Consider the following 14585-nt stretch of genomic DNA (forward strand, 5'->3'; position numbering starts at 1 on the left):
TAGAGCGCCCCGACCCCGGAGGCGTACGACGACGGGCGCCGTCGTCGTACGCAGAACTGCGTACGCAACGGCCTCCGCACGACGGACGCGCGAACCGCCGCGACTGACGACGGTGGAGACATGACAGCGAACACACCGGTGGCGAGCACCGACAAGCTCACGAAGGTCTACGGCGACCGGGTCGCCGTCGACATGGTCACGATGACGGTCCGGCGCGGCGAGGTCTACGGCTTCCTCGGGCCCAACGGCGCCGGGAAGACGACGACCCTGCGGATGCTGCTCGGCCTGGTCCGGCCCACCTCGGGTACGGCCGCCATCACGACCGGTCCCGACCACCCGTCGGTCGGTGCGCTGATCGAGGGCCCCGGCTTCCACCCCTATCTCTCCGGGCGCGCCAACCTCCGGGTCCTGGCCCGGCATCGGGGGCAGTCCGACGCCGAGGTGGAGCGGGTCCTGGAGCGGGTGGACCTCGGCAGCCGCGGCGACGACAGGTTCAAGGGGTACTCCCTCGGCATGAAGCAGCGCCTCGGCGTCGCGGCCGCGCTGATGGGCGACCCGGAGCTGATCATCCTCGACGAGCCGACCAACGGTCTCGACCCGGCGGGCATGGCCGACATGCGCGCCCTCGTCGTCGACCTCGCCCGCGGCGGCCAGACGGTCCTGCTCTCCAGCCATCTGCTGGCGGAGGTCCAGGAGATCTGCCACCGGGTCGGCGTGATCGACGGCGGCCGGCTGCTGCGGGAGTCCACCGTGGCCGAGCTGCGCGGCGGCGTGTCCCTGCGGATCCGAGCCACCCCGGAGCCGGAGGCGCTGGCGGTCGCGATGCGCCTGGCGGGCGACGACGGCGTACGACGCGAGGCCGACGGCGCCCTCCTGCTGACCCTGCCCGCCGACCGGGCCCCCGACGTCACCCGCGCGCTGGTCGGCGCCGGAGTCGACGTCCACGAGATCACCGCTGCCGAGCGCAGCCTCGAAGAGGTCTTCTTCGAGATGACGAGCCAGAAGGAGTCCGTGCGATGAGTACGACGACCGCCACTGTCCGCAGCACCCGGGCCGAGCTGATGCGCCTGCGCGCCTGGCCGGCCGTGTGGATCACCCTCGGCGCCTGGCTGCTGCTGAGCGTGATGTTCGGCTACCTGTTCACCTATCTGTCCTACACCAGCGGCGACCCCGGCTTCGCCGACGAGGGCACCACGCAGGCACAGCAGCTCGCCCGGATGATGCCGGACGCCGTGCCCAACGTGTTCCTGCAGGGCATGCCGATGTTCGGGGGCGCACTGATGATGGTGCTCGGCGCCCTGGTCGCCGGGAACGGCTACGGGTGGGGCACCTGGAAGACGCTCTTCTCGCAGGGCGTGCGGCGTACACCGGCCCTGCTCGGCTCCGTGTCCGCGCTCACCGCGGTCGTGGTCGGCACCCTCGTGGTCACCTTCGGGCTCGACCTCGGCATCTCCCTGGTCATCGCGGCCAGCGAGTCGCAGGACGTCGTCCTGCCCTCCCTCGGATCGGTCGGCGAGGCCGCCGGCGCCGGCTTCCTGGTGCTCGAGATGTGGGCCCTGCTCGGCTTCCTGCTCGGCACCCTTGCCCGCGGACCGGCCCTGTCCGTCGGCCTCGGCCTGGTCTGGGCGCTGGTCGTCGAGAACCTGCTGCGCGGTGTCGGCCAGCTCCTCGGCTGGGTCGAGAGCCTCACCGAGGTACTGCCGGGCACCTCCGCCGGCTCGCTCATCGGCGCCGTCATCGGGATCGACCCGAGCTCTGGCGACCAGACCCCCGGCGTCCTGGACACCGTCCCCGCCGACCGAGCCGCGATCACCGTCGCGGTCTACGTCGTCCTCGCCGTGGTCGCCAGCATCGCGCTGGTCCGGCGTCGCGACGTCGCCTGACGTCTCCGGATCTGGCCCGCGGGTCAGATCCGCTTGCCGAAGCAGCGGGACAGCGGGGCGTCCCGGTAGAACCCGAAGCCGTCGATGTCCTCGTATCCGGCGCTGCGGTACAGACCGATCGCCTCGGGCTGGCGCAGCCCGGTCTCGAGGACGACCAGGTCGTGCCCCGCGGCGCGGGCGGTGACCTCCAGCTCGGCGAGGACGGCGCGGGCGAAGCCGCGCCCCCGCCGCTCGGCGACCACGAACATCCGCTTGACCTCGACCGCGCTGGCACCACCCAGCACCCGCACCGGCGACCGCCGCCAGGCGCCCGTCGCGACCGGTACGCCGGGCGACCCGCTGTCGTCGTACCCGACGAGGAAGATGCCCTCGGGGAGCACGAAGCCGGCCGGGTCGACAGGACTCTCGTCGGGCGATCCGTACCTCTCGACGTACTCCTGCTGGACCCGGGCGACCAGCGTCACGGCGTCGGGGTGCAGGTAGCCGACCGGGCGGAGGTCGAGTCCGGGGCGTTCGGAGGGGGCTTGCATGGCGAAACCGATTGAACAGCGCCGCGGCCGGCCTGTCACAATGGGGACATCGATCTGACAGCGTCGTCAGCCCCTCCCTCACTCGACTCACGATGAGAAGGTTGACCCCGTGACCGACATCCAGATCCCCGCCGAGCTCAAGCCCGCCGACGGCCGCTTCGGCGCCGGGCCCTCGAAGATCCAGACCAGCCACCTCGACGCGCTGGCCGCGACCGGCGTCTCGCTGATGGGCACCTCGCACCGCCAGGCGCCGGTGCGCGACACCGTGGGCCGGGTGCTGCAGGGTCTCGGCGACCTCTTCGACCTCCCCGACGGCTACGAGGTCGTCCTCGGCAACGGCGGCGCCACGGCGTTCTGGGACATCGCGGCGTTCGGGCTGATCGAGAAGAAGTCGCAGCACCTCACCTTCGGCGAGTTCTCCAGCAAGTTCGCCTCCTCGGTCAAGGCGGCCCCGTGGCTGGACGCGCCGTCGGTCATCGCCTCCGACCCGGGCACCCGGCCGGTCGCGGTCGCCGAGGCGGGCGCCGACGCCTACGCCTGGGCGCACAACGAGACCTCGACCGCCGTGATGGCGCCGGTGGTCCGCCCCGAGGGCGCCGACGAGGGCGCCCTCGTCCTCATCGACGCCACCTCGGGCGCCGGCGGCCTGCCCGTCGACCTCCTCGAGAGCGACGTCTACTACTTCGCGCCGCAGAAGAGCTTCGCCTCCGACGGCGGCCTGTGGTTCGGCGTGTTCAGCCCCGCGGCGATCGAGCGCGCCGAGCGGATCGCGGCCTCCGAGCGCTACATCCCGCCGTTCTTCAACCTCAAGACGGCCATCGACAACAGCCGCCTCAACCAGACCTACAACACCCCGTCGGTCGCCACGCTCTTCCTGATGGCCGAGCAGCTGGACTGGATGAACGCCCAGGGCGGCCTCAAGGGCATGGTCGAGCGGACCACCGCCTCGTCCGACGCGCTCTACGGCTGGGCCGAGCGCACGGCGTACACGACGCCCTATGTGGCGGACCCGGCGAACCGCTCCCTGGTGATCGGCACCATCGACTTCGACGACGCGATCGACGCCGCCGAGGTCGCGAAGGTGCTGCGCGCCAACGGGATCGTCGACACCGAGCCCTACCGCAAGCTCGGCCGCAACCAGCTGCGGATCGCGATGTACCCGGCGATCGACCCCGCCGACATCGAGGCGCTGACGGCGTCGATCGACCACGTGGTCGGCCGGCTCTGACCGACCCTCGTCAGCCCTCGCGCCGCGACCTGCTCCGCGCCCGGCGCGCGAGCGCCCGGATCAGGTCGCGGGCGGAGGCCTCGTCGAGGCTGGTCGTGGCACGGCGGGCCGCGGTGAGCCGGGCGACCTTGCGTTCCAGGCGGCGCACCTTCCGCGCCGCGCGCTCGTCGACCTCGTCGACGGCGAGCCGGGCCACGGTGTCGGCGAACCAGCCCGCCGAGGCCACCGTCACCTGTCCGGGCGCGGTCGTCTCCACCGGGTGATCGGCCGGGTCGACCAGGAGGTGGGCCGGATCGCCGACGACCGTGGCGGCGGACGCCTCCAGCGCGGCGATCGAGGCCCGGGCCTGCTCGTTGATCCGCTCGGCCGCCCACCGCGGCACCCGCACCTTCGCGGTGCCGGCCCCGCTGGGGGGCGCGTCGCCCATCCGGCGAGCGGTACGGCGCAGCACGCGCGTCCACAGCTCGCCCTCCTCGCCCCGGCGCCCGTTGGCGAGGTTGAAGTGGCGCAGCATCTCGATCTCGGGGTACGGCGGCGACGAGTTGAGCACCGGCTGGAGCTCGAGCACTCCCTCGATGCCCAGCAGGCTCTCGAAGGCGCGGTGGTTGAGCATCCGGTCGGCCGGATCGCTCGGGTCGCCGCACACGAAGACCAACCGCTCCTCCCCGAAGCGCCGCCCCCACGACGCGATGATCGCGGCGGGGTCGTAGCGCGCGATATTGGCGGCGTGCGGGTGGGCGGGATCGAGGACGCCGGCCAGCCAGTCCTCGAACGACTCCAGGCCGCCGCGGCGCAGGGCCTGCTGCCAGATCGACGGCAGCAGCGCCGCCACCGGTCGCAGGGTCACCACCACGGTCGCCTCGCCACCGAGCTGGTCGCCGATCCAGGACACGCGGTCGGGTGCCGCGCCGCTGAAGCCCTCGCTGGACAGGACGACGTGGGCCGCGCCCGACGTACGGAAGTCCTCGGCCAGGCGGTCCCAGCGCCGCTCGAGGCGGGTCGTGTCGCCACTCGCGGTGCCGGCGGCGAAGCGCGCGGCCGACAGCGGGTTGGCGCCCCTGCTCACGTAGTCGACGCCCCGGCGGCCCAGCTCCGCGCGGGCCGCGTGGAAGGATGCCTGGAGGGCCGAGGTCCCGGTCTTGGGGAGTCCGATGTGGAGGATGCGGGACCCCGCGGGCAACGGTGCGGGCAGATCCACCCTGCGCATGGGAGACGGCTCCTCGCTCGACGGACCGGACGGTCCGTCACCCTATCCGAGCGCGGATCGATCCCGGACTCAGGCGTAGGTGTCGACCCGGCGCGCACCGAGCGCCACGAACAGCTCGGTGCGTGCCGGACCCCGGATGGCGCCCGGCGCGGCCAGGGCCTCGGCGACGGCGCGCTCGAGATCCCGGTGCTCCTGGAAGTGCCGCACGGCGGCACGACGCCACTCCTCGATGTCCGGCCCCATGCCCGGCATCGAGGCCGACCCACCACGAGCACGGGCCAGCCAGCCCGCGCAGAGGAGGGCGAGCGTCAGCAGCAGGACTGCGGTGATCAGCTCCAGCGGCATCGTCGGCTCCCTTCGGTGGATCGGTGACTGACCAACGACGACCCGTCCGCGGGGTGACGACCCCGGCCCGAATTCGGGACCCGGTCCCGGGTCCGCACCGACCCGGCGCATCTGAACGTCTGAGGGGCATCGACCCGGCGCGTTCAAACGCGCCGGGTCGATGATCGCTGGGTCCGATTACAGCCGGCCGGCGATGAGGTCGTACGCCGAGCGTCCGAAGGCGACCATCCGGGCCAGCTCGACGTCGGTGGGCGCACCGCGCAGGGTCTCCAGCGCGGCGTCGACGGCGTCCTCCTTGGGCCAGCCGTAGACACCGGCACTCACCAGGGGGAAGGCGACCGAGCGCGCGCCGAGCTCGTCGGCCACCTCGAGCGCGCGGCGGTAGCAGGAGGTCAGCAGGGTCCGGTCGGTCTCGCCTGCACGGCGGTTGGGGCCGACGACGTGGATCACCCAGCGGGCGGGCATCAGGCCAGCCGTGGTCCAGCCGGCGTCGCCGGTCGCGAGACCGTCGGGGAAGCGCCGTACGCAATCGGCGAGCACCTCCGGCCCGCCGGCGGCATGGATCGCCCCGTCGACGCCGCCACCCCCACGCATGGCCCGGTTGGCGGCGTTGACGACGGCGTCGACGTGCTGCGCGGTGATGTCGCCCTCGACGACCTCGATGTCCATCACTCGACCGTACGGAGCCGCACCGTGCACGGTCCACCCTCGACCAGGCCCTCGGCGGTGCGCACCGCCTTCTTCACGGGGAGCACGAACGTCTTCTCCTCGACGCTGGGGAAGACCGAGGTGCGCCACGTGCTGCCGCCCACGCTCACCTCGACCCGCACGCTCCCGAAGCCCTGGCGCGGCCCGGCCTCGTCGATGAGGTCGGACACCTCGAACGGCAGGCTGACGAAGAACCAGGCGCCGCCGGTCTCCTCGTCGCGCGCCTGCCAGCGCCACAGCGGCGCGGTGAACTCGTGCTCGGTCACACGACGATGGTGTCACCGCCCGCCGACCAGCCGCAGTGTCGCCCGCTCCAGCGCACCCTGGCGCGCGTCGGGGCCGTCGTAGCGCCGACGGACGGCGGCGCGGATGGTGCGACCCTCCTCGTAGGCGTCGACGACCCGCGGGTCGACGTACGCCGACCGCGCGAGCGCGGGGGTGTTGCCGAGGAAGTCCGCCACCTCGCGCATCGCGGCGGCGATCGTCCGCCTGCGCGCGGTCTTCGACACGTCCGGGGCGGGGGGTGCCTCGGCGAGTGCGGCCGCGGCGAGCACGGTGCCGTGCCAGGTCCGGAAGTCCTTCGCGGTGACGTCGAGTCCGCTCGCGTCTCGCAGGTACTCGTTGACGTCGGTGCCGGTGACGTCGAGGAGCCGGGGGTCGGTACGACGCCGCCGGCGACGCCGGTCGAGGGCCTGCACGGCCAGGGGCTCGTCGATCTCGACGTGGTGCTCGATCCCGGACTTCCCGGTGAACGCGAACACCAGCACGTCGCCCGAGCGCCGCACATGCCGGCGCTCGAGGGTGGTCAGGCCGAAGGAGCCGTACTCCTCGGCGTAGACGTCGTTGCCGATCCGGAAGCAGCCCAGGTCGATCAGCCGCACCGCGAGGGCGCAGGTCGCCCGCACGCCGAAGTCGTCGTCGGCGAGGTCGGCGAGCACCCGCTCCCGCAGCCGCGGCAGCCGTCGTCCCAGGCCGACCACCCGGGCGTGCTTCTCGGCGGCCCGCTGCTCCACCCAGTCCGGGTGGTAGAGGTACTGCCGCCGTCCCGCCGCGTCGACACCGACCGCCTGGAGGTGGCCGTTGGGGCGCGGGCAGATCCACACGTCGGTCCATGCCGGCGGGATCACCAGCGCCTTGCACCGGGCCGCGTCCGGCGGGGACAGGGGACGCCCGTCGAGCCCGAGGTGGACGAAGCCGCGCCCCGCCCGGCGCCGGGTCCAGCCCGGCTCGTCGGGAGAGGTACGACGCAGCCGGGCCACGTCGCACCGGTGCCCGGAACCGGTCGGTTCAGTCCCCGGCTCGACCTCTCGGGCGCAGCGAGCGCAGCAGCACGCCCACGATCACGATCCCCGCGACGCCGCCCAGGGCCCACGGCCACAGGGAGCGCTCGTCGTCGGCACGGACCTCGGACCGCTCGCCGTCCGCAGCCGGTGCGGGCGACGGGTCGGACGGCGACGCGGACGGTGACGCGGACGGTGACGCGGACGGGGCCTCGAAGGGCAGCTCGACGCGCAGCACCTCGGCGCCCTCGCCCTCCGAGCTCAGCAGCACCTCGCCGGTCTCGCTGATCGCGAGCCCCTCGCCCTGCGGCTGACTCGGGAGGTCGACCTGCGCGACGCGCTCCAGCCCGGGCCAGGTGTAGACGGCGGCCTGGCCATAGTTGCGCAGCACGAGATGCCGTCCGTCCGGGTGGAAGCTGCCGTCGGTGGCGATGCCGAGCACCTGGTCGACAGCGGTCAGCTCGTTGGGCCCGTCCGGGTCGAGCCGCTCGGGCGCGGCGTACAGGCGTCCGATGAACTCCTTGGCCACGACGTACAACCGCCCGGTCGCCGGGTCGGCGAGCAGCGTCTCCGCGTCGTGCGGCCCGTCCGGATAGACCAGCTCGTACGTCGGCACGTCGACCTCGCGCTCGCCGCGGCCGAACGGCACCCGGGCCACCTCGACGTGGTCGCGCGCCCCCAGGTTGTCGCCGATGTCGCCGACCCACACCTCCCCGTCGCCGGCGGGGGCGAGGGCCTCGATGTCGCGCGCCTCGCCCGGCCAGCGGGTGGTCCCGACCGTGTCGCCGGTGGCGGGGTCGACCGTGAAGATCCGGTTGCCGTCGCCCGAGTCGTTGACCGTGACGACCAGACCGTCGCGGGCGACCAGGCCGCTGGACTCGGTGATCTCGGGATCGCTGAACCGGAACACCGGCTCCCCCGGTGCCGGTTCGACGGCGGCGCCCGGCGCGAGGAACCCGATCGCGAAGGGTGCCGCGAGCACCAGCCCCGCGAGCAGCTTCCTCACCCGCGCGGCTCCGCCAGCAGAGCGCCCAGCCGGGGACTGATCCCCCAGGCGGCCACCAGATCGTCGTACTCGGCGCTGTCGTCGGGCTTCCCGGTCCGCACCGCGCGCAGCAGCGTGTTGCGCGGCGTGTGCCGGCTGTCGACGAACTCCATCACGTCGACCCGGTAGCCCGCGCGCCGCAGCAGCAGCGCACGCAGGGTGTCGGTGAGGGTGTCGGCGAAACGCTCGCGCAGGATCCCGTCGCGCACGAGCGAGGAGTACGGCGCCGGGGCGGGTGCCGTGCGCAGCTGGGCCGCGATGTCGTGATGGCAGCACGGGGCCGCGAGGACCAGCGGGGCGGCCCAGCCGACGGCGCGGGCGAGCGCGTCGTCGGTGGCGGTGTCGCAGGCGTGCAGGGCGAGCACCACATCGGGGGCTCGGTCCAGCTCGGCGGACCCGATGGTGCCGGCGACGAAGGTGGCCTCGATGCCAAGGGCGCGGGCGAGTGACGCGTTGTGGTCGCGCGACTGCTCCTTCACGTCGACCCCGGTGAGCCGCACCGGCAGCTCGCGGCGCTCGCTGAGGTAGCGCTGCGCGGCGAAGGTGAGGTACCCGTTGCCGCAGCCGAGGTCGACCACCCGCAGCGGGTCGGCCTCGGTCGGCCGGCGCAGGTGGCCCTTGGCCATCGCGTCGGCGACCGAGCGGTCGAGGATGCGCAGGAAGTCCTCGACCTGGCGGTACTTCGCCATCCGGCTGGGCTTGATCCGGCCCTGCGCATCGGCGAGCCCGAGCGCGGTGAACACCGGGTCGTCCTCGGGCAGCAACCGCTCCTTGGCCCGGTCGTGGCTCCGCTCGACCGGCGCCCCGCCCGTCCGGGCGGTCATGTGCACCGCGGCGTCGCCCTTCTTGGTCACCCGCAGGCTCAGCTGCCGCTCGGCGGTCTCGACCGTCCAGTTGCCGAACGGCTCGGCCAGCAGCGCGTCGACCGCCTCCTCGGCCGCGCCGCCGCCTGCGTGGTTGGCGGTGTGGGCCTGGGTGGCGTCGTACCGGACGATCTGGAGGTGGCGGCCCGCCTTGAGGTCCACCCAGCGCAGCTCGACCCGGCGCCACGGGGGCGCGGCGGACCGGCGGCGGCCCGAGCCGACAGCCCGGACCAGGCGGTCCTCGGCCAGCAGGTCCGCCCGGACCCGCGCCAGGCCGTCGTCGAGTGGCTGGGTGCTCATCGGACGCTCACTTGAGGAGAGCCGCCACGATCACGATGAGCAGGAGCGCCACCAGCGCGGCCGGGATGATCAGGCGGCGGTGGCGTGGGTTCACCCGTCGATCGTAGACGGGCGGACCCACGCGCACGGCGCCGGATCAGCGCACCCGCTTGGCCTTGCTGACCGCCACACCGCTCGCCGAGCCGTTCTGCACGGTGACCCGCACCGACAGCCGGCGGCCGCGGTCGGCCCTGGTCACCTGATAGCGGGCCTTGGTCGCCTTCTTGATCGGGCGTCCGTTGCGCAGCCACTGGTAGCGCACGGACGTGACGCCGGTCGACCAGCTGCCGGTCGTTGCCCGCAGCGCCTTGCCCACCCGGGCCGTACCGCGGGCCTTCGGCGGCGCCACGACGGCGATGGACCCGACGCCACCGGGCTTGCCCCCGTTCTGACCTCCGTTCGGGCCGCCGCCGTTCGGGTCGCCTCCGGTCAGCGGGCTGAGCGGCGCGGTGGACCAGTCGGGCTCGCTGCCGCCCGGCAGCAGCAGGCTCAGCGCGCCGGTGCAGGCGGGGTTCTTGTTGTCCGCGAAGGTCCAGATCCCGTCGGCCGCCCCGAACGCCAGTGTGGTGCTGTCGGGCGACCAGGTCGGGTCGGTGATCTTGTCGGACGTCTCGCCGTCGAGATTGCAGGCGTCCGCGGGCAGCCCCGGGACGGCGCCCGAGCGGATGTTCCCGTTGATCCGGTAGGTCATGATGTCGCGGCCGTCGCCGTACCCGCGCACGCCGGCGAGCATCGTGCCGTCGGGCGAGACCTCCGTGTTGCCGTAGTCCTCGGCGGGGTACCAGATCTCGCCGTCGTCGAACCAGTGCTGCTGGGTCGCCGAGCCCACGTCGTGCACCATCACCTGGTGCCCGTAGCCGCCGCTCTGCAGGGTGCGCCGGTTGGTCACCCAGGACGGGTCGCTGTAGAACGACGTGCCGTACGTCGCGGGGGTACCGGCGCCCGTCGTGCTGACGTATCCGGTCGCGGTGCGCCAGGCGCAGCCGTTGGTGCAGGAGTGCTCCGCGAAGGTGTAGGCGATGAGGGCGCCGTCCGGCGAGATCGCGGCGTTGACCGGACTGCCGTCCATGGTGCCACCGAGCGAGCTGGGCAGGCGGGGCGGGTCGATCTCGGCGAGCACCCGGCCCTGCTGGTCGAGGGTCACGATGTTCTGGTAGCGCACGGCCGCGATCACGCCACCGTCGGACTGGCTCGGGGCGCGGTAGGGCAGTCCCGCGGTGCCGTTGGTCGTCAGCGGGCGGGCGCCGGTGCCGTCGCCGCGGGCGATCCAGACGTTGTGGTCCTTGATGTAGGTGATCGTGCCGCCGCCGGTCGCGGCGGCGGAGGCCGACGGCGTGACGTGCGGAAGGGGCAGCAGCAGGGCGCCGGCACACAGGGCGGCGAGCCCGGCACCGGCGATCCGGCCGGGTCGGTGGGTCATGGGTTCTCCACGGTCGAGGGGCGGTTGGGGATCTCCACCGTCTCGACGCGAAGGGCCCGGCGGACAGGTGCAGGAGTCCCCGAACGACCGGGACGCCGTGCAGCCCGGCTCGCCGTCAGCCCCTGGTCACCACAGGTCGAGCGAGGCGGTCATGATCGCGGCGAGGTCCTCGCCGGTCACGTCCTTCGGCGCGGTCGCGAGCAGCCGCTGCTGCTGTAGCGCGCCCTCGACGAGGGCCTCGACGTCGCCGGCGGCATACCCGACCTCCGCCAGTCCGTTGGGGATCCCGATGTCGCGCATGAGCGCGGCGATCACGCCGGGCAGCACGTCCGGCCCCGTGCCCTCGACGCCGGGCGACAGCAGCCGGGCCGCCCGCAGGTGCCGCTCGGGCGCCGCGTCGAAGGTGAACCGGAATGCCTCGGGCGCGGTGAGGGCGACGGCCATGCCGTGCGGCACCATCGCCTCGTCCGGTGGGTAGTCGGCGGGACGGAAGTCCCGGACCCGCCCGGCGATCGGGTAGGCGTTGGCATGCGGGATGTGCACGCCCGCGTTGCCGAACCCGAGCCCGGCGAAGGTCGCCGCGAGCGCCATCTGCTCGGCCGCCCCGGAGGCGACCCCGTCCCGTGCATCGCGTACGGCGGCCCGGAACGCCCCCGCCAGCAGGCCCAGCGCACGCTCCGACCAGAGGTCGGCGATCGGGTTGGCGCCGCAGTAGGGCACCCGCTGCTCGGGCTGCTTGGCCGGGAACTCGGCGTACCAGCGCGCGGTGTAGCTCTCCAGCGCGTGGCACAGGATGTCCATGCCGGCCGCCGCAGTCACGCCCGGCGGCTGGGTCGCCGACAGTGCGGGGTCGACCACCGCGAGCCGGGGCCGCAGCGCCGGGTGGCTGATGCCGGTCTTCACCTTGAGGGCGAGCACGTCCATCACGCAGATGGTGGTCGACTCGCTGCCGGTGCCGGTCGTGGTCGGGACCGCCGCGAGGGGCAGGACCGGCCGTTCGGGCGCCCGTGCCTTGCCGACCGGGGCGTTCACGTAGTCCATCAGCTCGCCGGGGTTGGTCACCAGCAGGGCGACCGCCTTCGCGGTGTCGATCGACGAGCCCCCGCCGACCGCGACGACCGCGTCGACCGCTCCCGCTCCGCGGGCGAACGCGACGGCCTCCTCGAGCGAGGCGTCGGTCGGCTCGACCCGTGCGCCCGCGTAGGTGACGACCTCGACGCCGTGGGAGCGCAGCGAGTCCGCGACCGTCTCGGCGTGGCCGGCGGCCGCCACCCCGGCATCGGTGACGAGCAGGGCCCGGCGCGCGCCCCAGCCGCGGACGTCGTACCCGACCTCGGTGGCGGCGCCGTGCCCGAACTTCAGGGCGGGGGCGGCGTAGGTGAAGACGGTCTCACTCGGCTGAGGGGTCACGCCGACACGTTAGAGGACCCGCTGATCCCCAGCGGCCTCGATGGCCGCGCGGACCGACCCGTAGACCTTGATCCGCCGGGCCGCGATGTCGACCAGCGGCACCCAGGCGGCCTCGTCGGTGGTGCCGCCCTCCTCCACGACGTGCGGCTCCCCCCGGCCCACGCGGGCGCGGTAGATGACCCCGATCGCGTGGAAGTCCTCCTCCCGGCCGTTGGGGGCGGTGCCGGTGAAGTGATGGTCGAGCACGGTGAGCAGGTCGTCGGCCTCACCCTCGAGCCCGCACTCCTCCCACAGCTCGCGGCGGATGGTGTCGCGCGGGGACTCACCGTGGTCGATGCCGCCGCCGGGCAGGTGCCAGGTCCCGGGATCGGGGGCAAGGTCGGAGGTGCGGGTGAGCAGGATCGCGTCGTCCCGCACGACGTACGCGTAGGCGGCGGTGCGCTGCCGCTGACGCACGGCGTACGACGCCAGCGCCTCCGTCACGAGGCCGACGGTCGGCAGGGAGCCGTCGAGCACGGCCGCGATCGGCTTCCAGGCCGCCTCCGCGGTCGACCCGTCGATCTCGGTGACGTGCGGCTCGGGCGCGTCGGCCGGCACCCAGCCCTCGTAGACGATCCGGACCGAGTGCGCGTCGACCCGCCGCCCGCGCCGCCAGGAGTCGGCGACATGGAGGGAGTGGACGTGCGCGGTCTCGCCCACCTGCGCGTGCAGCCCGGTCTCCTCGTAGACCTCGCGGATCACCGCGTCGCGGGGGTCCTCGCCGTGGTCGACCCCGCCCCCGGGCAGGGACCACAGCTCGCGCTTGGTCACCCGCTCCGCCAGTCGGGACAGCAGGATCTGGTCGCCGCGGACGATGACGGCGTACGCCGCCAGCCGCTGCACCCGCTGCCCCATCGCCGCCTCCCGCTGAGTCGTCACATCCGCACCGTTGAGTTGCCGCATCCTCAGGTTCGAGTTGCCACTGACTCCCCGGCGAAACCCGCGGACCCGAGCCTATGCCGTCGCTCCGGCTGCCGAAGCGGCGGGACAGTGGTGACTCGACGGCGAGGATGGGGAAACTCAACGGTGAGGATGGGGAAACTCAACTGAAGAGGGGCCGCGCGTCGCGGGCCAGGGAGTGCCGACCGGCCCAGCGCCAGATGCGCGCGGAGCGGTCGCGGTCCTCGTCGGTGACCAGGTTGCCCATCCAGCGCAGGGCGAGGGTCATGAGCAGGTCGGAGCGCATGCCGATCGGGCCCAGGGCGGGGAGCAGCCGAGGCACGGTCACGAGGCCGGCGAGGCGGCGCGCGATCGAGAACGATTCGCCGTAGTGCTCGCGCAGCAACTGGGGCCAGACGGCGCCGAGGTCGACGTCGGGCGACTCGGCCAGCAGCTCGGCGACGACCCGGCCGGTCTCGAGGCCGTAGTCGATGCCCTCGCCGTTGAGCGGGTTGACGCAGGCGGCGGCATCGCCGATCAGCGCCCAGTTGCCGCCCGCGACGTTGCTCACCGCACCGCCCATGGGCAGCAGCGCCGAGGTGGGGGCGCGCAGCTCCTCGCCGAGGCCGAACTCCTCGCGCAACCGGTCGGCGTACAGCCGCATCAGTGGCTTGATGGCGACGTCGGCGGGCCGCTTCGCCGTGGCGAGGGTGCCGGCGCCGAGGTTGACCTCGCCGCTCTGCCGGCCGAGCGGGAAGATCCAGCCGTAGCCCGACAGGATCTCGTCCTGCTCGCCGCGCAGCTCGAGGTGCGAGCTGATCCACGGGTCGTCGGCGCGGGTGGACGCGACATAGGAGCGGCCGGCCACGCCGTAGACGGTGTCGCGGTGCCACTCGCGGCCGAGCACCTTGCCCAGCGGCGAGCGGACGCCGTCGGCGACGACCAGGCGCCGGCAGGCGACCGTGCGGCCGTCCTTGAACTCGACGGCACCGACCCGCGCCCCGTCCATCCGTACGCCGACCGCGCGGGCCCCGTCGAGCGCCTGGGCTCCGGCCTTGAGCGCTGTCGTCCGCAGGTGGTCGTCGAGCTCGGTGCGAGCGATGGCGCTGCCCCAGTCCGGAAGGTTGCCTCCCGGCCAGGGCAGGTGCAGGGTCTGGCCGAACCCGTGGGCCCGCAGTCCCTGGTTGACGGTGTGCGAGCGGACCCAGTCGCGCAGCCCGAGCCGCTCCAGCTCTCCGATCGCCCGGGGGGTCAGCCCGTCGCCGCAGGTCTTGTCGCGCGGGAACACAGCCGCGTCGGCGAGCACCACGTCGAGGCCCGCCCGCGCCGCCCAGGCAGCCGCCGCGGAGCCGGCGGGTCCGGCGCCGACGACGAGGACGTCGGTGCTCAGGTCAGGGGCTGCGCTCATC

At 73.6% G+C, this 14585-nt stretch carries 15 protein-coding genes; 3 read left to right on the forward strand and 12 right to left on the reverse strand.

Annotated elements, in window-relative coordinates; all coding sequences use genetic code 11:
- Positions 1-120 precede the first annotated feature (120 nt).
- Both QJ852_22685 and QJ852_22690 read left to right on the forward strand, forming a co-directional pair.
- Positions 121-1020: an ATP-binding cassette domain-containing protein gene (locus tag QJ852_22685; protein ID WGX95946.1), complete on the forward strand. Its 900-nt coding sequence runs from the start codon at positions 121-123 to the stop codon at positions 1018-1020.
- On the forward strand, positions 1017-1883 hold the full coding sequence (locus QJ852_22690) for an ABC transporter permease subunit (protein ID WGX95947.1): 867 nt from the start codon (positions 1017-1019) through the stop codon (positions 1881-1883). Before QJ852_22685 ends, QJ852_22690 begins: the two co-directional genes overlap by 4 nt.
- A 23-nt stretch (positions 1884-1906) precedes the next feature.
- Here QJ852_22690 and QJ852_22695 read toward each other — a convergent pair whose 3' ends face one another.
- Positions 1907-2413 carry a GNAT family N-acetyltransferase gene (locus tag QJ852_22695; GenBank protein WGX95948.1) on the reverse strand — a complete coding sequence of 169 codons (507 nt, stop codon included), beginning with the start codon at positions 2411-2413 and terminating at the stop codon, positions 1907-1909.
- A 109-nt stretch (positions 2414-2522) separates the two neighbouring features.
- Here QJ852_22695 and serC point away from each other — a divergent pair, with 109 nt between their 5' ends.
- Positions 2523-3641, forward strand: coding sequence for a phosphoserine transaminase (gene serC, locus QJ852_22700; protein WGX95949.1), 1119 nt, complete (start codon positions 2523-2525; stop codon positions 3639-3641).
- 10 nt (positions 3642-3651) lie between these two features.
- On the opposite strand, the gene QJ852_22705 is transcribed toward serC, so the two are convergent.
- The 11 genes from QJ852_22705 to QJ852_22755 all read right to left on the reverse strand — a co-directional run bounded on the left by QJ852_22705 (position 3652) and on the right by QJ852_22755 (position 14584).
- On the reverse strand, positions 3652-4848 hold the full coding sequence (locus QJ852_22705) for a hypothetical protein (GenBank protein WGX95950.1): 1197 nt from the start codon (positions 4846-4848) through the stop codon (positions 3652-3654).
- A gap of 69 nt (positions 4849-4917) precedes the next feature.
- Entirely contained in the window at positions 4918-5193 is a 276-nt protein-coding gene (locus QJ852_22710) for a hypothetical protein (protein WGX95951.1), read from the reverse strand.
- Between the two features lie 177 nt (positions 5194-5370).
- Complete coding sequence (locus tag QJ852_22715) at positions 5371-5865, reverse strand: O-acetyl-ADP-ribose deacetylase (protein WGX99496.1); 495 nt, start codon at positions 5863-5865, stop codon at positions 5371-5373.
- A complete protein-coding gene (locus QJ852_22720; protein ID WGX95952.1) occupies positions 5862-6167 on the reverse strand; it encodes a DUF1905 domain-containing protein in 306 nt (101 codons plus the stop codon). The genes QJ852_22715 and QJ852_22720 overlap by 4 nt, the downstream gene beginning before the upstream one ends.
- A 12-nt stretch (positions 6168-6179) precedes the next feature.
- On the reverse strand, positions 6180-7160 hold the full coding sequence (locus QJ852_22725) for a DNA topoisomerase IB (protein ID WGX95953.1): 981 nt from the start codon (positions 7158-7160) through the stop codon (positions 6180-6182).
- Between the two features lie 28 nt (positions 7161-7188).
- Positions 7189-8187, reverse strand: coding sequence for a hypothetical protein (locus tag QJ852_22730; GenBank protein ID WGX95954.1), 999 nt, complete (start codon positions 8185-8187; stop codon positions 7189-7191).
- Positions 8184-9389: an SAM-dependent methyltransferase gene (locus QJ852_22735; GenBank protein WGX95955.1), complete on the reverse strand. Its 1206-nt coding sequence runs from the start codon at positions 9387-9389 to the stop codon at positions 8184-8186. The genes QJ852_22730 and QJ852_22735 overlap by 4 nt, the downstream gene beginning before the upstream one ends.
- A 136-nt stretch (positions 9390-9525) precedes the next feature.
- The gene (locus QJ852_22740; GenBank protein WGX95956.1) at positions 9526-10848 is read right to left on the reverse strand and encodes a hypothetical protein; all 1323 of its coding nucleotides are present in this window, start codon (positions 10846-10848) and stop codon (positions 9526-9528) included.
- A 126-nt stretch (positions 10849-10974) separates the two neighbouring features.
- A complete protein-coding gene (locus QJ852_22745) occupies positions 10975-12258 on the reverse strand; it encodes a hydroxyacid-oxoacid transhydrogenase (protein WGX95957.1) in 1284 nt (427 codons plus the stop codon).
- Between the two features lie 9 nt (positions 12259-12267).
- Positions 12268-13176: an NUDIX domain-containing protein gene (locus QJ852_22750; protein ID WGX95958.1), complete on the reverse strand. Its 909-nt coding sequence runs from the start codon at positions 13174-13176 to the stop codon at positions 12268-12270.
- 163 nt (positions 13177-13339) lie between these two features.
- Complete coding sequence (locus tag QJ852_22755; GenBank protein ID WGX95959.1) at positions 13340-14584, reverse strand: geranylgeranyl reductase family protein; 1245 nt, start codon at positions 14582-14584, stop codon at positions 13340-13342.
- Position 14585: the final 1 nt, after the last annotated feature.

The sequence above is a fragment of the Nocardioides sp. L-11A genome (genome assembly GCA_029961745.1).
Lineage (GTDB): Bacteria > Actinomycetota > Actinomycetes > Propionibacteriales > Nocardioidaceae > Nocardioides.